Annotated in this window: 18 protein-coding genes; 16 read left to right on the top strand and 2 right to left on the bottom strand. The window is 68.5% G+C overall.

The features are described 5' to 3' along the window. The first annotated feature begins 270 nt into the window (after nt 1–270). From PKA16_RS13455 to PKA16_RS13435, 5 genes are read left to right on the top strand one after another with little or no spacing between them, the layout of a single operon-like run. Nucleotides 271–1482 carry an amino acid ABC transporter substrate-binding protein gene (locus PKA16_RS13455; RefSeq protein ID WP_324403909.1) on the top strand — a complete coding sequence of 404 codons (1212 nt, stop codon included), beginning with the start codon at nt 271–273 and terminating at the stop codon, nt 1480–1482. Between the two features lie 32 nt (nt 1483–1514). Beyond that, nucleotides 1515–2378 (top strand): branched-chain amino acid ABC transporter permease, encoded by an 864-nt coding sequence (locus PKA16_RS13450; RefSeq protein ID WP_324403907.1) that lies wholly within the window; start codon nt 1515–1517, stop codon nt 2376–2378. Then, nucleotides 2375–3322 carry a branched-chain amino acid ABC transporter permease gene (locus PKA16_RS13445; protein ID WP_324403905.1) on the top strand — a complete coding sequence of 316 codons (948 nt, stop codon included), beginning with the start codon at nt 2375–2377 and terminating at the stop codon, nt 3320–3322. Before PKA16_RS13450 ends, PKA16_RS13445 begins: the two co-directional genes overlap by 4 nt. Continuing rightward, nucleotides 3319–4053 (top strand): ABC transporter ATP-binding protein, encoded by a 735-nt coding sequence (locus tag PKA16_RS13440; RefSeq protein WP_324403903.1) that lies wholly within the window; start codon nt 3319–3321, stop codon nt 4051–4053. The genes PKA16_RS13445 and PKA16_RS13440 overlap by 4 nt, the downstream gene beginning before the upstream one ends. Nucleotides 4054–4109: 56 nt before the next feature. Further along, entirely contained in the window at nt 4110–4772 is a 663-nt protein-coding gene (locus PKA16_RS13435; protein WP_324403913.1) for an ABC transporter ATP-binding protein, read from the top strand. Between the two features lie 184 nt (nt 4773–4956). On the opposite strand, the gene crcB is transcribed toward PKA16_RS13435, so the two are convergent. Together crcB and PKA16_RS13425 are read right to left on the bottom strand one after the other, a co-directional pair. After that, entirely contained in the window at nt 4957–5343 is a 387-nt protein-coding gene (gene crcB, locus PKA16_RS13430) for a fluoride efflux transporter CrcB (protein ID WP_324403901.1), read from the bottom strand. 20 nt (nt 5344–5363) lie between these two features. Next, nucleotides 5364–6359 (bottom strand): recombination-associated protein RdgC, encoded by a 996-nt coding sequence (locus tag PKA16_RS13425; protein ID WP_324403899.1) that lies wholly within the window; start codon nt 6357–6359, stop codon nt 5364–5366. A gap of 241 nt (nt 6360–6600) precedes the next feature. Here PKA16_RS13425 and PKA16_RS13420 point away from each other — a divergent pair, with 241 nt between their 5' ends. The 11 genes from PKA16_RS13420 to PKA16_RS13370 all read left to right on the top strand — a co-directional run bounded on the left by PKA16_RS13420 (nt 6601) and on the right by PKA16_RS13370 (nt 19634). Beyond that, nucleotides 6601–7860: a diaminopropionate ammonia-lyase gene (locus PKA16_RS13420; RefSeq protein WP_324403898.1), complete on the top strand. Its 1260-nt coding sequence runs from the start codon at nt 6601–6603 to the stop codon at nt 7858–7860. 58 nt (nt 7861–7918) lie between these two features. Next, complete coding sequence (locus tag PKA16_RS13415; RefSeq protein WP_324403896.1) at nt 7919–11704, top strand: hydantoinase B/oxoprolinase family protein; 3786 nt, start codon at nt 7919–7921, stop codon at nt 11702–11704. A 780-nt stretch (nt 11705–12484) separates the two neighbouring features. Then, complete coding sequence (locus PKA16_RS13410; RefSeq protein ID WP_324403894.1) at nt 12485–13234, top strand: hypothetical protein; 750 nt, start codon at nt 12485–12487, stop codon at nt 13232–13234. 119 nt (nt 13235–13353) lie between these two features. Then, nucleotides 13354–13572 (top strand): AlpA family transcriptional regulator, encoded by a 219-nt coding sequence (locus PKA16_RS13405; protein WP_074545930.1) that lies wholly within the window; start codon nt 13354–13356, stop codon nt 13570–13572. A 38-nt stretch (nt 13573–13610) separates the two neighbouring features. Continuing rightward, complete coding sequence (locus tag PKA16_RS13400; protein ID WP_324403911.1) at nt 13611–14489, top strand: ParA family protein; 879 nt, start codon at nt 13611–13613, stop codon at nt 14487–14489. Then, on the top strand, nt 14473–14730 hold the full coding sequence (locus PKA16_RS13395; protein WP_324403889.1) for a hypothetical protein: 258 nt from the start codon (nt 14473–14475) through the stop codon (nt 14728–14730). The genes PKA16_RS13400 and PKA16_RS13395 overlap by 17 nt, the downstream gene beginning before the upstream one ends. Beyond that, entirely contained in the window at nt 14723–16360 is a 1638-nt protein-coding gene (locus PKA16_RS13390) for a ParB family protein (RefSeq protein WP_324403887.1), read from the top strand. The genes PKA16_RS13395 and PKA16_RS13390 overlap by 8 nt, the downstream gene beginning before the upstream one ends. 14 nt (nt 16361–16374) lie before the next feature. Continuing rightward, nucleotides 16375–16935 (top strand): DUF2857 domain-containing protein, encoded by a 561-nt coding sequence (locus PKA16_RS13385; protein ID WP_324403885.1) that lies wholly within the window; start codon nt 16375–16377, stop codon nt 16933–16935. 4 nt (nt 16936–16939) lie between these two features. Next, entirely contained in the window at nt 16940–18157 is a 1218-nt protein-coding gene (locus tag PKA16_RS13380) for an STY4528 family pathogenicity island replication protein (protein WP_324403883.1), read from the top strand. A 140-nt stretch (nt 18158–18297) separates the two neighbouring features. Further along, nucleotides 18298–19083 carry a PFL_4669 family integrating conjugative element protein gene (locus PKA16_RS13375; RefSeq protein WP_324403881.1) on the top strand — a complete coding sequence of 262 codons (786 nt, stop codon included), beginning with the start codon at nt 18298–18300 and terminating at the stop codon, nt 19081–19083. Further along, entirely contained in the window at nt 19080–19634 is a 555-nt protein-coding gene (locus PKA16_RS13370) for a DUF3158 family protein (RefSeq protein WP_324403877.1), read from the top strand. The genes PKA16_RS13375 and PKA16_RS13370 overlap by 4 nt, the downstream gene beginning before the upstream one ends. The last annotated feature ends 28 nt before the right edge of the window (nt 19635–19662 follow it).

Here is a 19662-nt window from a genome sequence, read left to right as displayed (position 1 = left end):
ACCCAACCCCGGTTTGATCGCGTTGGCATCGGGGTAACTGAGGAAAATAGGTTCATGCAGGTTCACGGCGTTCGCAAGGCGATCGATTGCGCGCTCCGGGATTACCTTGAACGAAACGCCGGGCAGGCGCCGCGTTGCCCGCATCCGCGGTCCCGATCGACGCTGCGATGGATGTCCATGTTCGCTGCAGCAGTATTTCGCAGCAGTAGCCTGTGATGGCCATGGCGCCTGTGAGTACCACGTGCGGGACAACCACCAAACGAGGATGACATGTCGTTCAAACACTCCCACCTGCTTTCCGCCTTGTTGGCGACCGCTCTGGCCGCCGCACCGGCCGCGCCTGTGCTGGCGCAGGACATCCTGCTCGGTGCCTCGGTGCAGCTCACCGGCCCGGTGGCCAACACCGGGCGCTACTACCGCGACGCCTACCAGATCGCGATCGACCGGATCAACGCCGCGGGCGGCGTGAAGATCGGCGGCCAGGCGCACCAGCTGGCGCTCAAGCTCTACGACAACCAGTCGGACGTCAACCTGTCGGTGCGCCAGTACACGCAGCTCGTGACCGACGACAAGGCCAAGCTGCTGCTGGGCGGCTTCGCCAGCAACTTCCAGCTCGCCGATTCCGTCGTGTCGGAGAAATACAAGATCCCGATGGTGCAGGGCGGCGGCGCCTCCAACGAGATCTTCTCGCGCGGCTTCAAGTACATCTTCGGCACGCTGGCACCGGCCAGCAATTACTTCGGCAGCACCATCGAGATGATGAAGGCGATGAAGGACGGGCCCAGGTCGGTGGCGCTGCTGTATGCGGATGATTCGTTCGACGTCGCCACCGCCGAGGGCACGCGTCCCCTGCTGAAGGCGGCCGGCCTGCAGACCCTGATGGACGAGCGCTATAGCAGCAACACCAGCGACTTCAGCACGCTGCTGTCGCAGATCAAGGCGAAGAACGTCGACGCCGTGCTGGTCGCCGGCCACGAGACCGAGATCCTGAATTTCGTGCGCAACGCCAAGAGCCTGGCGGTGGCGCCGAAGATGTATGCGTTCACGGTGGGCGTGCCGAGCGAGGACTTCCGCAAGGCGCTGGGGCCCGATGCCGACTACGCCTTCGGCATGACGGCCTGGCTGCCCGAGGCCGCGCTGAAGGACCGCTGGTTCGGTGATGCGACGCAGTTCGCGAAGGAGTACAAGGAGCGCTTCGGCTACGACCCCGACTACCACGCGGCCTCCGGCGCGGCGGCGGTCGAGGCGCTGGTGATGGCGATGGAACAGGCGGGCAGCCTGGAGCCACGGAAGGTGCGTGACGCGCTGGCTTCGGTCCACTTCGAGAGCCTGTACGGCACCGTGGCGTTCGGTGCCAACGGCCAGATCAACCTGCCGCAGCTGGTGATCCAGATCCAGGGCGGCAAGGTGGTCGAGACCTACAACGCCAGGGGCTTCGTGCAGCAGCCGAAATACCCGATGACCGCCTGGAACGCGCGCTGAGCCGCGCAGCCGGGGCAGCGAGGGGAGGGACGATGGAGCTGCTGGCGCAAATCATCGTCAACGGCATGCTGCTGGGTGGGCTCTACGCCATCATGGCCCTGGGGCTGGCACTGGTGTGGGGCGTGCTCAACATCGTCAACCTGGCGCACGGCTCCTTCATCATGCTGGGCGCCTACTGCTCCTGGTACCTGTTCCAGGACCTGCACGTCGATCCGTTCCTCGGCCTGCCGCTGACGGCGGCCGTGCTGTTCGTGCTGGGCTACGCGGTGCAGCGCGGCGTGCTCAACCTGATCGTGCGCGCGCCCATGTTCAACACCCTGCTGCTGACCTTCGGGCTCGACGTGGTGCTGGCCGACCTGGCCCAACTCGCCTTCACGGCGGACTTTCGCGCCATCAACCCGGGCTACGCCGGCAGCCAGTGGCAGCTCGGCCCGGTGGTGGTGCCACTGGTCAGGCTGGGCGCGTTCGCGGCGGCGGTGGTGCTGACGCTGGCGGTGTGGCTGTTCCTGCTGCACACGCGCCTGGGCCGCGCGATCCGCGCGACGGCGCAGAACCTGGTGGCGGCGCACCTGTACGGGGTCGAGCCGCGCCACCTGTACGCCATGACCTTCGGCATCGGCATGGCGCTGGCCGGCGCCGCTGGCGGCCTGTACGGCACGGTATCGCAGATCAATCCCTACATCGGCGCCTCGCTCACGCTCAAGTCGTTCGCCATCGCCATCATCGGCGGGCTGGAGAATCCGCTGGGCGTGCTCGTGGGCGGCCTGATCCTGGGCGTGATCGAGGCCCTCACCACGCTCTACATCGGGCCCACCTATTCGGACGTGGCGAGCTTCGGCATCCTGCTCGCAGTGCTGGTCGTGCGGCCCACCGGCCTGCTCGGGAGGACGGCATGAGGCACTGGCGCCTGTCCGCCGTCGTGCTGGCACTGGCCGCGCTCGGCAGCGTGCCGGCCTGGGGCTCGGACGTGCTGGTGCAGTTCGGCATCAACGCGCTGCTGCTGGCGGTGCTGGCGCAGGGCTGGAACATCATCGGCGGCTACACCGGCTACCCCTCGTTCGGCAACTCGGTGTTCTATGGCCTGGGCACCTACGGCGTGGCGATCGCCATGGCGCAGTGGCACCTGCCGTTCGCAGCCGGCATGGGATTCGGCGCGCTGCTGGCGGTCGCGTTCGCGCTGCTGCTCGGCGTGCCGGTGCTGCGCCTGCGCGGCCACTATTTCGCGATCGCGACGCTGGCGCTGGCCGGCGTGATGGCAGCCATCATCTCGAACATCCCGCTGGCGGGGCAGAACATCGGCCTGGTGCTGCCGCCGCTGAACGACGATCGCCTGTTCTACCTGCTCGCGCTGGCGCTGCTGGTCGCCGTCACGGTCACGATCTGGTGGCTGGCGCACAGCCGCTTCGGCTACGCCCTGATCGCGATCCGCGAGAACGAGGACAGCGCCGCCGCGATGGGCGTCAATACCACGCTCTACAAGGTGCTGGCGTTTGCGCTGTCGGCGCTGTTCAGCGCGCTGGCCGGCGGCATCCACGCCTACTGGATCACCTTCATCGATCCCGGCAGCGCCTTCGACATCACGCTCAACGTGCAGATGATCATCATGACCGTGTTCGGCGGCGCCGGCAGCGTGTTCGGCCCGATCCTGGGAGCGCTGGCGCTGTCGGCGGTGTCCGAGGTGCTGTCCAGCGAGCTGACGCACGTCGCCGGGCTGTTCTTCGGCGCCGTCATCGTGGCGGCGGTGGTGCTGATGCCGCGTGGCCTGACCGACCTGTCGCGGCGCCTGCGCACGCTGGGCTGGCGCTATTTCGCGCAGAACGTGCGCGCCAACCGGCTATGACGGCCCTGCTCGAGGTCGAGCGCGTGACGCGCCGCTACACCGGGCTGGTGGCGGTGGGCGACGTCAGCTTCACGCTGCAGCAAGGCGAGATCCTCGGCCTGATCGGCCCCAACGGCGCCGGCAAGACCACGCTGATCAACCTGATCAGCGGTACCACCGCGCCCGGCAGCGGCCACATCCGCCTTGCCGGGCGCGATATCAGCCACCTGGCGGCGTACCGGCGCGCGCACCTGGGCATCGGGCGCACCTTCCAGATCATGCAGCCGTTCCCGGGCCTGTCGGTGCTCGACAACGTCGCCGTCGGCGCGCTGTTCGGCCGCGGCGGCGGCGAGACCCGGCTGGTGCGCGCGCGCGAGCAGGCTCGTGCCTGCCTCGAGCTGGTTGGCCTGGGCCGCTTCACCGACCAGCGCGCCGATGAGCTGGGTGGACCGGGCAGGAAGCGCCTCGAGCTGGCCAAGGCGCTGGCCATGAAGCCGCGCCTGCTGCTGTGCGACGAGGTCATGGCAGGCCTGAACCACGTCGAGATCGAGGAGGTGATCGCCGTCCTGCGCAAGCTGCGCGAGCAAGGCCTGACCCTGCTCGTGATCGAGCACGTGATCAAGGCCATCCGCAGCCTGTCGGACCGGCTGCTGGTGCTGCACCATGGCCAGAAGATCGCCGACGGCCCACCGCAGGCGGTGCTGGCCGACCCTACCGTGGTCCAGGCCTACCTGGGGAGGCGGCGCGCGTGAGGCCGGCAGGCGCGCCGCTGCTGCAGGTCGAGCGCCTGAGCGCCGGCTATGGCGCCATGCCGGTGCTGCACGAGATCTCGCTGGACGTGCGCGCCGCCGAGCTGGTGGCGCTGGTGGGCAGCAACGGTGCCGGCAAGACCACGCTGCTGCGCGCGCTCTCGGGCGTGCTCGCGTGCACCGGCAGCATCCGCTTCGATGGTCGCGAGCTGGTCGGCCTGCGCCCCGAGCAGGTATTCGGCCTGGGCCTGGTGCAGGTGCCCGAGGGACGCCAGCTGTTCCCGCGCATGAGCGTGCACGACAACCTGCTGATGGGGGCCTACCGGCGGCGCGAGCAGGCGGCGGTGCGGCGCGACCTGGAGCGCGTGTACGGCATCTTTCCGCGCCTGGCCGAGCGCCGGCGCCAGCTGGCCGGCAGCATGTCGGGCGGCGAGCAGCAGATGTGCGCGATGGCCCGCGCCCTGATGGCGGCGCCGCGCCTGATGATGATCGACGAGATGAGCCTGGGCCTGGCGCCGGTGATCGTCGACCAGCTGATGGATGTGCTCGCCGCCATTCGGCGCGAGGGCGTCACCGTGCTGCTGGTCGAGCAGGACGTGCAGGTCGCGCTGTCGGGCGCCGACCGCGCCTACGTGATCGAGACCGGGCGCGTGGTGCTCGGCGGCAGGGCGAAGGACCTGATCGACGATCCGGCGGTGCAGCAGGCGTACCTGGGCCTGTGAGGGCTAGGACAGGCGACCGGTCGAACAGCCGAACCTCCATACGCAGAGGACGCAAAGAGGGCGCAGAGGGCGCAAAAGAAGCCATCTGGTTGTGGCGTCCGCTGGGTTCGATGCAGCCTGTCCGGTGGCGTATCCCGGTGGACTGGCGCGCGACAGGGCGGGTCTGGATGCCTGCCACGGGGGCTCAGGCGCGAACCGCGAGGAATAACGAGGCCGTGCGGATGCCGGCCCAGGTCAGCAGCAGCGAGCCGGCCAGGTGCGCGAGCGCGGTCGTGCCCGCCTGTGCCCAGCGCCCCAGCATCAGCATCTCGACCACCTCGGCGCTGAAGCTGGAGAAGGTGGTCAGCGCGCCCAGCAGGCCGGTGATCCAGAAAAGGCGCCAGGCCGGGTGCAGCAGTGGCTGCTGGTCGATCAGGGTGACCGCGATGCCGACCAGGTAGCCGCCGATCAGGTTGGCCGCCAGCGTGCCCCAGGGCAGCCAGTGGCCGTCGTGGTTCAGCCACAGGCCCAGGCGCCAGCGCGCCAGCGCGCCGATGCAGGCACCCAGGCAGATGGCGACGACGGGCGGCATGGCGGCGCCTCGGGCCGGTGTCAGAACGGCGGGTCGTCGGCGCTGGCGACGGCTTCCTCGGGCGCCTCGTCGGCCGGTTGCGGCGCCGCCGTGAAGCCCGAGGGCTGGCCGGGTTCGAGCTCGCCGCCCAGGGTCTCGACCAGGTCGTCGATCAGCTGGCCCAGCTCGCCGGTGGCCAGGGCCACGTCGGCGTCGAAGCGGTCCTCCTCGCCGTCGCTCGGGGCGTCCTCGAACACGCCTTCCAGGTAGGCGATCTTGCGCAGCTCCAGCGCCTGCGTCAGCGTGAAGCCGACGCGCCCCTGCCAGGACAGCGCCAGCCGTGTCGGCAGCTTGCCTTCGCTCACGTGTCGGCGCACCTCTTCGGTGGCCAGGTCATGGCGCGAGAAGCGCACCACGGCCGGCTGCTCGCCGCTGCCCTTGAGCTCGCAGTCGCGCTCGACGTGGAAGGCCTCGGGCAACTCATCCGCCGATCGCGCCAGCAGCCAGGCCGCCATCGCCGCCTGCGGGGTCTGCCGTGTCTGCAGCAGGGCGATCGCGAAGCCGCCGCCGGCCACGCGCACCAGGCTGCTGATCACCTCGTCCGCCTTGCCCGGGCTGGCGGCATCCAGCAGCAGCAGGCGCCGGCGTGGGTCCAGCCACAGCGTGACCTGGCTGCGCCGCGGGAAGGCCTGCGGCAGCAGCGCCAGCAGGGCGTCGTCGCGGATGTCGCGCGTCTCCTTGCGGCCCGGCTTGCGGCCGCTGCTGCGCTCGATCTCGTCGATCACCGCCTGCGCGCGACGGCGCACCGCCTCGCCCGGCACGGCCTTGGTCTCGATCGCCAGGCGCGCGATCCACTGGCCGTCCACCACTTCCACCAGCGCGCCATGGTCCTGGCCACGGGGCGGCACCCAGCCGCTGGACTTCTGCTGCGTGGCGCCGCACTCGGCAAAGGGTTCGCGCGCCAGCGCTTCTTCGAGCTGCGCCGCCGACGCCGGCCAGCCGGGGCCGAGGCGGTAGAGCATCAGGTTCTTGAACACGTCCGTCTTTCCAATCGATGCGGCCCGCAGCAGGGGCGGGCCGGACCCGGCATCATAGAACGCCGGACGGGGCGCCGCGCCGGCATCCGGGGAATAATGGCACGCCGGTCCGGCCGTCGGACCTGGCGTGCCCGGTGTGGGCTGGCGGTGGCGGGCTGGCCATCGATCTGCGGCGGCACGGCTGCCGGATGTCGCGCCGCCGGTATCCAGCTTTCCGGACCGATACAGAGGAACCCAGGCCATGCCCATCCAGGTCGCACCCAATCCCAACCGCGGCAGGCGCACCGCCGCTGCAGCCCCCATGCTGGCCCGGCTGCAGCCGGATCGGGTCGGCGACGTCGTCGCCTTCCACCGCTCGATCGAGGGCTACGCACCCACGCCGCTGGTGTCCCTGCGCCAGCTCGCATCGCGGCTGGGCGTGCGGTCGATCCACGTGAAGGACGAAAGCGAGCGCTTCGGCCTCAACGCCTTCAAGGCGCTCGGCGGCAGCTACGCCATCGCGGCCCACCTGGCGGACCGGCTCGGCCTGGACCTTGCGGAGCTGCCCTACGAGCGCCTGGTCTCGGACGAGGTGCGCGAGCGCCTGGGCGAAGTCACCTTCGTGACGGCCACCGATGGCAACCACGGCCGCGGCGTGGCCTGGACCGCGCACAAGCTGCGGCAGAACTGCGTCGTGCACGTGCCCCGGGGCACGGCCGCCGAGCGGGTCGAGCACATCCGCGCGCTGGGGGCCAGGGTCGACGTCAACGACATGAATTACGACGACTGCGTGCGCCTGGCCGGCCGCGAGGCCAACGACTACGGCTGGGTGCTGCTGCAGGACACCTCCTGGCCCGGCTACGAGGACGTGCCGCGCGCCATCATCCAGGGCTACACGACCCTGCTGGCCGAGGCGGTCGAACAGCTGCAAACCGAGCACGGCGGCGAGCGCCCGACGCACGTGTTCGTGCAGGCCGGCGTGGGTGCGCTGGCCACCGCCGTGGTCGGCTACCTCGCCAACGTGTACGGCAGCTCGGACCAGGGCGGTCCCGTCTTCGTCGTGGTCGAGCCGGCGAACGCCGCCTGCATCTTCGACACGCTGCGCGCCACGGACGGCAGGATCCATTCCGTGGGCGGCGACCTGGCCACCATCATGGCCGGCCTGGCCTGCGGTGAGCCGGTCACGGTCGGCGTCGACCTGCTGGCGCACTGCGTGGACTTCGTCGTCAGCCTGCCCGACTACGTCGCGGCCCAGGGCATGCGGGTCCTCTCCAGCCCCACCCGCGCCGCCGACGGGGCGAGCGATCCCCGCATCATCTCGGGCGAGTCCGGCGCCGCCCCATTCGGCTTCGCCCACGAGGTGCTGACCGATCCTGCGCTGGCCGGCGTCAGGGAGACGCTCGGCATCGATCGCGACTCGGTCCTGTTCTTCGTCTCCACCGAGGGCGACACCGACCGCGCCGGTTTCGACGCGGTCGTGCGCGACGGGGCGTACGCCCATCCGTCCGCGCCCCAGCCATGAGCCGTGCCGCCACCCGCACCCGGCTTGCCGCGCGTCGCCACGACTCATGATCGTGCCCATGCCTGCTGACCCCCCGGCCGCCCGCTGGCAGTTCTGGATCGACCGCGGCGGCACCTTCACCGACATCGTCGCGCGCCGGCCCGATGGCAGCCTGGCCACGCTCAAGCTGCTGTCCGAGAACCCGGAGCAGTACCCGGATGCCGCCGTGGCCGGCATGCGCCAGCTGCTCGGCCTGGACCCCGAGGCGCCGATCACGCCGGCGCTGGTGGCGGGCGTGCGCATGGGCACCACCGTGGCCACCAACGCGCTGCTGGAGCGCAAGGGCGAGCCGACGCTGCTGGTGACGACGCACGGCTTCCGCGATGCACTGCGCATCGCCTACCAGAACCGGCCGCGCCTGTTCGACCGCCACATCGTGCTGCCCGAGATGCTCTACAGCGCCGTGGTCGAGGCCGACGAGCGCGTCGATGCCGACGGCAGCGTGGTGCGCCCGCTCGACGAGGCGGCCCTGGAAGCCGCGCTGCGCGCGCAGCACGCCGCCGGCCTGCGCAGCGTGGCCATCGTGTTCATGCACGGCTGGCGCCACCACGCGCACGAACGGGCGGCGGCGCGCCTGGCGCGCGCAGTCGGCTTCTCCCAGGTCGCCACCTCGCACCAGACCAGCCCGCTGATGAAATTCGTCAGCCGTGGCGACACGACCGTGGTCGACGCCTACCTGACGCCCATCCTGCGCCGCTACGTGGACCAGGTGGCGGCACAGATGCCGGGCGTGCCGCTGCTGTTCATGCAGTCCTCGGGCGGGCTCACCGACGCCCTGGCGTTCCAGGGCAAGGACGCCATCCTGTCCGGGCCGGCCGGCGGCATCGTCGGCATGGCGCGCACCGCCGAGCTGGATCACCGCCACCACGCGGGCGTCGGGCGCGACGCGCCGGTGCGCGTGATCGGCTTCGACATGGGCGGCACTTCCACCGACGTCAGCCACTACGCCGGCCAGTTCGAGCGCGAGTTCGAGACCCAGGTGGCGGGCGTGCGCCTGCGCGCGCCCATGATGAGCATCCACACCGTGGCCGCCGGCGGCGGCTCGATCCTGCGTTTCGACGGCGCCCGCCTGCGCGTCGGGCCCGACAGCGCCGGCGCCACCCCCGGTCCGGCCAGCTACCGGCGCGGCGGCCCGCTGGCGCTGACCGACGCCAACGTCATGGTCGGCAAGCTGCAGCCGGCGCACTTCCCGCGCGTGTTCGGCCCGGGCGCCGACGAGCCGCTCGACGCCGAGGTCGTGCGCACGCGCTTCCAGGCCATGGCGGCGCCGCTCGGCCGCACGCCCGAGGCGCTGGCGCACGGCTTCATCTCCATCGCGGTGCAGCAGATGGCCGGCGCGATCAAGAAGATCAGCGTCGCGCGCGGCTACGACGTGACGCGCTACACCCTGCAGTGCTTCGGCGGCGCCGGCGGGCAGCACGCCTGCGGCGTCGCCGACGCGCTTGGCATCGCGCGCGTGCTGGTGCACCCGCTGGCCGGCCTGCTGTCGGCCTACGGCATGGGCCTGGCGGACCAGGCGGCGTTGCGCGAGCGCGCGCTGGAGCTGCCGCTGGCGCCCGCCCAGGTTCCGGCCCTGCGGGCCGCGCTGGGCGAGCTGGCGCGCGCGGCCGCCGACGAGCTGCGCGCGCAGCGGGCCGAGGCCGGCGCGATCGAGACCCACCAGCGCGTGCACCTGCGCTACGAGGGCACGGACTCGGCGCTGGTGGTGCCGCTGCCGTCCGACACGCTCGACGATGCGGGCCTGGTCGACGCCGCCCGGCGCGGCTTCGAAGCCGCCTATCGCCAGCGCTTTGCCTTCCTGATGCCGGACAAGCCGCTCGTCGTCGAGGCGGTGTCGGTCGAGGCCGTCGCCGCCGGCGTGGCGCCGCCGGAGGCCGAGCAGCCGCTGCAGCCGCCACGCAGCGTGCCGCGGCGCGCCACGGTGCGCATCTATACCGCCGGCATCGACGGCACGCCGGCCTGGCACGAGGCGGCGCTGATCGACCGCGCCGAGCTGCGCTGCGGCGACCGCGTCGAGGGCCCGGCCATCATTGCCGAGCAGAACGCCACCACCGTGGTCGAACCCGGCTGGGTTGCCGGCGTCACGGCGCTCGACCACCTCGTGCTCGAGCGCGCCACGCCGCGCGCCACGTGCATCGTCGCCGGCACCACGGTCGATCCGGTGCTGCTGGAGGTGTTCAACCACCTGTTCATGAACATCGCCGAGCAGATGGGCCTGCAGCTGCAGAACACCGCTTCCTCGGTGAACATCAAGGAGCGCCTGGATTTCTCCTGCGCCCTGTTCGACGGCGCCGGCAACCTGATCGCCAACGCGCCGCACATGCCGGTGCACCTGGGCAGCATGGGCGAGAGCATCAAGACCGTGATCCGCCGCAATGCCGACACCATGCAGCGCGGCGACGTCTACGTGCTCAACGACCCCTACCATGGCGGCACGCACCTGCCCGACGTGACGGTGATCACGCCGGTCTACCTGGACGGCCACGCCGCGCCGCTTTTCTACGTCGGCTCGCGTGGCCACCACGCCGACATCGGCGGCATCACGCCCGGCTCCATGCCGCCGTTCTCCACGCGCATCGAGGAGGAGGGCGTGCAGATCGACAACGTCAAGCTGGTCGATCGCGGCCGGCTGCGCGAGCGCGAGATCCTCGAGCTGCTGGGCAGCGGGCCCCATCCCAGCCGCAATCCGCAGCAGAACCTGGCCGACCTGAAGGCCCAGGTCGCCGCCAACGAGAAGGGCGCGCAGGAGCTGCGCCGCATGGTGGGCGAGTACGGACTCGCGGTCGTGCAGGCCTACATGCAGCACGTGCAGGACAACGCCGAGGAGTCGGTGCGGCGCGCCATCACCCAGCTGGCGGCCCGCGCGGCTGCACGGCCCCTTGGGGCGCCTCACGGCGCCCGGTCCCCCGAGGGGAGTCGTCCGGCCTGGGACGACCCGGCGCCGGACCGGGATGGCCGCTTCACCCTGCCGCTGGACAACGGCGCGCAGGTCCAGGTGGCAGTGCACATCGATGCCGCCACGCGCAGCGCGCGCATCGACTTCGCGGGCACCTCGCCACAGCAGGCCAACAACTTCAACGCGCCCACGGCGGTGGCCATGGCCGCCGTGCTCTACGTGTTCCGCCTGCTGGTGGACGATGACATCCCGCTCAACGCCGGCTGCCTGAAGCCGATCGAGGTGCGCATCCCGGAAGGCTGCATGCTGCGCCCGGCGCCGCCGGCCAGCGTGGTGGCCGGCAACGTCGAGACCTCGACCTGCGTCACCAATGCGTTGATCGGCGCGCTCGGCTTCATGGGCGCGAGCCAGTGCACGCTCAACAACTTCACTTTCGGCAACGCGCAGTACCAGTACTACGAGACCGTCTCCGGCGGCTCGGGCGCGGGTGGCGTCTTCGACGAGGCCGGGCGGCTGGTGGGCGGCTTCGATGGCACGGCCGTGGTGCAGACCCACATGAGCAACTCGCGCCTCACGGACCCGGAGGTGCTGGAGTGGCGCTTCCCGGTGCGGCTCGAGAGCTACGCCATCCGCCCCGGTTCGGGCGGCGCCGGCCGCTGGCGCGGCGGCGACGGCGGCGTGCGCCGGCTGCGCTTCCTCCAGCCCATGACCGCCAGCATCCTGTCCAACGGCCGCGTGCACGGCGCCTTCGGCATGGCCGGCGGGTCCGCCGGCGCGCCCGGCATCAATCGCGTCCTGCGTAGCGACGGGCGCGTCGAGGAACTGGGCCACATCGGCAGCGTGCAGATGCAGGCCGGCGACATCTTCGAGATCCACACCCCCGGCGGGGGCGGCTTTGGCGCGCCCTGAGCGGCGTCGGCCCGGTCCGGCGTGGCGGCGCTGGAGCGGGTGAAGGGAACAGAATCCGCCCTCTAACTCGTTGATTTACAACGAATTTCTCAGGTTTCGTCCACGTGCGTGGACTACTTTGTGGACTAATTTTCGCACACTTGCCGTCGAAAGGCACGTGGCACGTCTACCGAGGGCCAGGATCATCTACTGAAAGCTACCACGCGCGGGCGGTGTCGCCAAGGCGTGGCAGGCCGTGGCCAAGAGCACGCAGCCCACCGTGCGCGCACTGCGCAGCGGGGCTGTTCTGTTGCCGATGAGCTGTCGCGCGCTCGAAGCCCAGATGTTTTTTTCATCTGACAGCAGACGCCGAAGGTCTGAAGGCGACTCTATGCGCCCTACCGACCTCGCGAAACCGCCCACGCAACCACCGGACCCTGCGCTGATTCAGCTCAGACGCGAACGGTCAGAGCGGCGCTTGTTGCGGCCAGCGGAACAGGCAGACCAAATTCGTCTTTCGCAATTCTTGTCCCTGCCTAAAAACTGTTCTCCATCAGTTTCTCGCTGGCCAGGCACTCTGTGTTCCCAGCATAAGCAAATGCTGCCCGGATTGGGAGAGGGGCAACGACGGATCGGTTGCGCATTCGCGACCACCGAATGTCGATTTGCGTGAGCAGGTCGCCCCCTCTGTTCCAGCCTATCGGACGGCCTAAGTCTGCGTCGCTTCCAGCGCCGCGCGTTCTTCCTTTGAGGAAAAGAAATGTCCTGAGTAGGCGTCGGTTGGGGAGGAGGTTTTTGCACATGGACAAGGCACGCGCTTCGGGCTCCCGCACCAAGGTCGCATATCACCCCATTGAGGCAGCCATACATTGGTCCGGCCTGTCTCGATTCGAGCGACGCATCCTCGATCTGACGAGCGGCGGAGCGCTGCCCGATCGCGCGGAGATTCCAAATTGGTCGCTGCTGCGCTTAAACGCCGATCGGATACAAGACGCATTGATCAACGGCGATCTCCGCTATGGCCGGCGCGGTATCACATGCGATGACCCGTCCGTGCTTCATGACCCGGATCTCACGGTACGCCACGTCGACCTGAAGGCCTGGATGATTCGTTTCTATCCAGACCAGCGCCCCGGCTTTCTGTTCGATGCCTTCGAGCGGCACCTTCATCCCGCGATCAGCATCGATGCCGTACAAGCGCTACTCGCCGACCGAGAAGCGTTGAAGGTGCAACTGGCAGATCGTCTCAAGGCGTGGGATGCACTGCAAGCAGAGTTCCATGCGCTCAGTACCGCATACGAAGCGCGCATGACCGAAGACAAGCAAACATTGAATCTCGGCGCCAGAAGCGAAGGCACCTATCTGAATATCGTGGGAGGTCTGCTGACGCTTCTTCTGGGAAAGTCGCCGAGCGGAATTCCATATTCCTCGTTTGAGACGCTGGAGGCGGTTATCAGCGCACTCACTGCGCATTTCGGCGGCCGATCCGGGATGAGCGAGCGAACGCTGTGGTCCAAATTTGCGGCCGCCAAGCGCCATCTATCGTCTTAGAACTCCGGACTGCAGATGCAGGCTGCCCCTCTGCAATTGCAGTGCAATCCCGGATCGGACGCTATTGAATACGTGGCACTTCCATTGCAACCGCTGCTAAGCGCCAAGGAGTGTCCACCATGTCTTCGCAGACAACCGTCCCTACGGCACAGCCTGAGCATCGCATCTTGCGACGTGCCGAAGTAGAGGCGAAAACCGGCTTCAAGCGGGCCCACATCTACAGCTTGATGAAAGAAGGCCGGTTCCCGAAGGCATTGCGCCTGGGCGTGCGCGCCGTGGGCTGGGATTCGGTGGAAATCGAACAGTGGATCGCTGAGCGCCTTAAAGAGCGCGCCTGAGCCTCTTCTCGTCCATGTCAACCAACGAGGAGAGCGCCATGAAGGTGGTGAGCATCATTTCGACCAAGGGCGGCGTCGGCAAGACCACGACCGCTGCCAACTTGGGCGGCTTCGCGGCCGATGCCGGACTGCGCGTGCTGCTGCTGGACCTGGACGTGCAGCCTACGCTGTCGAGCTACTTCACGCTGGACATGCGCGCGCCGGCAGGCATTTACGAGATGCTGGCGTTCAACGAGCAGCGCATCGAGCAACTGGTGTCGCACACCGCCGTCGCTGGCCTGCACTTGGTGCTGTCGAATGACGACCGCGGCGAGCTGAACACGCTACTCCTGCATGCGCCGGACGGCCGGCTGCGGCTGCGCCATCTGCTGCCGGCGCTGGCGCCGCTGTACGACCTGGTGTTGATCGACACGCAGGGTGCGCGCTCTGTCATGCTGGAGATGGCGGTGCTGGCCTCGGACCTGGCGCTGTCGCCGGTGACGCCGGAGATCTTGGCAGCGCGCGAACTGCGCCGCGGCACCTTGCAGTTGATCGAGGATATCGCACCGTACCGACACCTTGGCATCGAACCGCCGCCGCTGCACCTGCTCATCAACCGCGTGCATCCGGTTTCGTCAAACGCACGACTGATTCAGGAAGCATTGCGGAGAGTGTGCCCGGGAATGACGGGTGTGCATGTGCTCGCCGTGGATGTACCGGCGATCGAGGCTTACCCGCGCGCAGCTACTCGCGGACTACCGGTCCATCGCGTCGAATACCGCCAGCCGGCCGATCGCATCGCGCCAGCAGCGCTAGAGACCATGCGCCTGCTGGCCAGCGAGCTGTTTCCGCAATGGCGGGACCGCTTCGCGCTCGTGACCGGCCGGTCCGGTGCGAAAGCCATAGCAGGGAGCGCAAGCCATGGCGAACGCCGATGACCTGGCCCGCGGGCACAAGCGGCTGCGCGCGCTCATCGAGTTTGTTCTCGGTGAAGGCTGGCACGTCAAACGCACGCGGGGCGGCAATCTCAAATTCACCAAGCCAGGCTGCGCGACCATCTACACCAACTCCACGGCTAGCGACCACCGCGCCGGGCCCCAGGCCTGTGCGCAGCTTCGCCACGCCGCACGGGAAGCGCAGGCCGCGGCCGTTCGCACGCCGGAGAATGGCCATGGCTGAGCTGACGCCGCAGGACATGGCCGCCAAACTGCTGGCGTCGGGCTTCGAGCGCAGCGGGCGCTCGGCCGCTGCGTTGACCGATCCGATTGCCGACACGCCAATGGTCGTCACGCTGGATCAACTGCGGCCCTACGACCACGACCCGCGCGTGACGCGCAACCCGGCCTACGAGGACATCAAGGCGTCCATCCGTGAGCGCGGGCTGGATGCGCCGCCCGCCATCACGCGGCGGCCAGGCGAGCCACACTACATCATCCGCAACGGCGGCAATACGCGCTTGGCAATCTTGCGAGAGTTGTGGGCCGAGACCAAGGATGAGCGCTTCTTCCGCATTGCGTGCCAGTTCCGGCCGTGGCCCGAACGTGGCGAGCTGGTCCTGTTGACCGGGCACTTGGCCGAGAACGAACTGCGCGGTGGCCTGACCTTCATCGAGCGCGCGCTCGGCGTCGAGAAGGCGCGCGAGTTCTATGAGCAGGAGACGGGACAGGCGCTGTCGCAGTCGGAGTTGGCGCGGCGGCTGTCGGCCGATGGCTTTCCGGTTCCGCAGTCGCACATCAGCCGCATGGGCGATGCCGTCCGCTACCTGCTACCGGCAATTCCCACGCTGCTGTACGGGGGCTTGGGCCGGCACCAGGTCGAGAGGTTGTCGGTGCTGCGCAAGGCCTGCGAGCGCACCTGGGAACGGCGGGCCTTGGCGCACGACGTGTCGGAGGACTTTGCGTCGCTGTTCCAGGATGTGCTTTCGCAGTTCGACACGTTGCCGGGCGATTTCTCGCCGCAACGTGTGCAGGACGAGCTGGTAGGCCAGATGGCCGATCTGTTGGGCGCGGACTACGACACGCTGACGCTGGAAATCGACGACAGCGAGAGCCGGCAACGCGCATTAACCAGTGAGCCGGCGGCGGTGAGCCCGCTTGCAGCAGCCTTGCCACCATCACCCGTTGCGCCTCCTTCACCGAAACCGCCGGTGCCGGCGGCTCCTGTCAGCGTTGCACCCGCGGCGCTGCCGTCCCAGCTCGAACCTGCAGCCGCCTCGCGCGATGAACACGACGGCGACCGCCTGCAGGCGCACATCGTGTCGCCCGCACCGACAACCGACCGCCTGCAAACCATCCAGCGCATGGTCGCCGACCAGATGGGCGACAAGCTCCCCGATTTCGCGGAAAACGTGCTGCAGGCCGTACCGGTGCAGGCGGGCGGGCTGTATCCGATTTCCGATGTCTGGTACATCGAGCCCGGCCTGGACGCGCCCGATCGCCTGCGCGTGCATATCGCACAGTTCGCACGCGAAATCGCCGACGAAGCGGCGGTCGCCGATCACGTCGAGCCGCGCGACAGCGGTATCGGCTTCGTCTGCGTGGTGTCCAGTGAGGGACGCAACCTGCCGGCGCTGGCGCAGGCAGTGCTGACCCTGCTGCATGCGTTGAGTGCGGCGTCCTTGCCTGCCACCGGGCTGGACCGCGCGCGGCTGGTCGACGACCTGGGACCGCTGCTGCACGGCCACGGCGGCACGAACGCACGCCTGAGCGATGCCGGGCTGGTCAAGCTGTTCCGCCTGCTGCGTCTCGCGCGCCGGCTGCTGGATCTGGAAACCGATGCGCCGGCCGGCGCAGCGGACAACGGCGCCTGAGCGGAGACGCCACCATGTCGGCACCGCATCCACTCAATCAAGCTGTGATCGCGCAGGCGCTGCACGACCTGCGCAACGGGCAGTTGCGGCGTTGCAAGGCCATGGGCTTCGGTGAGGAGGAACTCGATGCGTTGAAGCATCCGGCCCTGGTGTCTGTACTGGTTAATGCCACCGTGTCGTGGTGTTCCGTTTCGGTCAACCGTGAAGTGCTCAGGCGGCTGCTGAGCCAGGTGCACGACGTCGAGCAGGAGATCTCCACGGTGGACCGCATGTTGCGGCTGGGCGCGAGTACGGAGATGGTCAGCAAGTTCTTCGGTCTCACCCACCAGGAGGTGGCGCTGCGCAGGGACATCCTCGGCCTTCCCAAACGCAAGGGCCGGCACCCCGTGCTGGACGAGGCACAGGACGTGGCCTTGTGGGAGCACTGGAAGGCGGCCGTCGCGCAGCGCGGCATCGCGCTGAACGACGACGTGGCGATGCTGACACTGAGCATGGACCTGGCCGAGACCATGAATCTTCCCATGTCGGTCATCTGGGCGGCGATACGGAACTGGATCGACCAGGGGTTGGTGTAAGGCCATGGCGACGGGCGGCGCACCACGGCGCGAGGGTCCGGTGGCGCTGTCGACCCTGTTCGACGATGCGCTTCAGAAGCTGGCGCCGCCCGCTGAACAGGCCGTGCCAGCCAAGGGATCGGCACCACAATCCGACGCCTTCCTGTACAGCGGCAACCGACACGAGAGCGTGCCTCGCCGGTTGTTCCTCGACCGGCGCCTGACGCCGTTGGAGCGCAATGCCTGGCAGGTGTTCCGCATGCAGCTCAACGACGATGGCGTGACGGCGTTCCCGACCTACGACCAGCTCCGGCCCTTTCTGGCGTCGATGCCCTGCGCGGCGCAGGCCTCGCACGAGACTGTGGCGCGGGCGCTGACGCTGCTGCGGCTGACGCGCTGGCTGTCGCTGGTGCGGCGCCGCCGCGATCCGAAGACCGGCCGCATCCTCGGCAACCTCTACGTGCTGCACGACGAACCGCTCACGCCGTTCGAGGCGATGCAGCTTGACCCCGACTACTTGGACCTCGTCAGCCAGGCACTAACGCACGCGGCCAAGGCGGTGCAGGTCGTCGGGGTGCAGACCCTCAAGGAGATCGCCGAAGACCCGATGCTCAGCGGCCGCACGCTGCCGAGCCGCCTACAGGTGCTGGCCCAGCGCATGGCAACGGGCGGGTGGACGGCGGAGAGTTATCCACAAGGGGCTGTGGATCACGAATCCGAAGAAGGTTCGCACGGCCTACTTCGGAATGCCGAGGCGCCGTCTTCGGAATCCGAAGCAGGGCTGAAACCCGCGCCGGACGGCTCTCTTCGGATTCCGAACGAGGACCGTACAGTACGTATTCAAAGTCATAGTGAAGTACGTACAGTACCGCGCGCACGAGGCTGGGAAGATGGCTTGCGCCTGCCCCAGCGCTTCCTGGCCCTGAAGGAAGAACAGCGCAACGGCGCCATGATCGCCCTACGGCAAGTAGACGAGTCACAGCGCCAGGCGGTGCTGGACGAATGGGCGGCGCGCTGCCGCAACAGCACGGTGCGCAATCCGGCCGGCTACCTGTTCGGCATCATCCAGAAAGCGATCCGCGGTGAGTTCAAGGCCTGGGCAGGCGAGAACGGCGCGGCGCCGGCTGCTACACCACCACCTTCGCCAGCACCAACGCCTGCCTCTGTTGAGTCGCGACCTGCCGACCCCGCAGTGGCGCGCGCCTACCTGGACAGGATTCGGTCAAGCCTCCGCAGGCCCTGACGACCTATCCCCAGGGGATAGTTGGCATCCACAGCCTTCCGGCATGCAAACCAGGCGCACACCTGATGCGGTTTGTTGACTGACTGCCTTCCAGCCGATCGCCATCCTGGGTCCACGTTCCTTCACCGTGAGACCCTCCCATGGCCAACGAAACCCAGCAGCCTTTGCAGTTGAACCTCGGATCGCTGCGCAGCGCGATGTCGTTGACGCTGCACACGCACCACGCCTCGCGCATCTGGCATGGCCGAGCGCCCGCTGAAGGACGCCCCGGCATCATCGGTCTGAACGGCTACATCAGCGTGATGAACAAGATGAAGCGGGGTGCCGAACAGGATGATCCCTATTCGGACTGGTGGATGTTGCGCATCGAAGACAAGCTGACGCAGACGCGGGCAAGCCTGCAGGCGCTACGCGAACAGGTGGACCAGGCGCTGGCCGATGTGCCAGCGGCGTTGTCGCTGGGCGAGAACATGAACGTGCAACCGGTGAAGCTGCCACTCTTCGTCAATGCACAGCTCGGATTCATGGCTGTCTATCTTCTGGCGGACTATGACGATCTGGCCCGCAAGCTGATCCTCGCGCATCACACCGCGCTGATCGATCGCAGCACCTTGGAGCGCTGGCTCAACGACGGGGCACATGCCCTGCGCAGCCTGTTCTCACTGGCGCAGCAATACCGCTACTCCGGAACCACACGCGACGACTTCGCCTCCAAGAACGCCGCAGCCCGAGCCGCACTGCAGAAGTTCGGCGAGTTGCCGCAGGACGTGCTGGACGGCACGCGCCGCTCGCGCTTTGCGCCACCGATTGCGCGACGGGCAGGCCGCAATGACACGCCGGCTTCGGAAGGCTCTGCGGCGCCGACGGCTCCCCGCGATGGCGCAGCTGATGCCGACGCGCACGATGACGGAGGCACCGAAGCATGACCGTCGCGCCTTCTGCCGGGCGTCTCGCGCGCTTCGTGCCACTGGAACAGCAAGCCTTCCAGCGCCTGACACACGCGGGCTACCTAAAAGGCCTTTTACAGCCTTTTAAAGGTAAGGGAAGTCTGGAGTCCTGGGCCAGCCAATGTGCGGCGCTACGCGACGACTTGATCGCCCTGGCACTGCAACAGGTACTGCCACAGGCCCGGGCCTATCCCTTCAACCGTCTGGAGGTCCAACTGGCCCAGCAGACCACTGGCGCAGGCACGACCTTTCTGCGCTGGCGCAACCTCGACCGTTCCAGCATGGGCGTGGCGCTATGGGAGGCACTGCTGGCCAACCCTGCCACGCCGCCATCGCTGATCGACGATCTCTACGCGATCGAGCTGCAGCGCATCGTGCTGAACATGCAGATCAGCCTCGTCCACACCCTTGCCCGCCAGGCCCTGGACTGCGCCAACAAGATGGCCCAGGCCGAAGCGGTCTACCTGCGGCGCGTCCACGGGCATGCCGCGCCCACCACCACCTCACCCACCACCAAGGAGTCACCATGAGCACGCACTTCGTCGGCGAGGGCAACAT

Origin of the sequence: Ottowia sp. (assembly GCF_035325765.1) — a bacterium.
GTDB lineage: Bacteria > Pseudomonadota > Gammaproteobacteria > Burkholderiales > Burkholderiaceae_C > Ottowia.
This window is presented reverse-complemented; position numbering and strand designations above follow the sequence as displayed.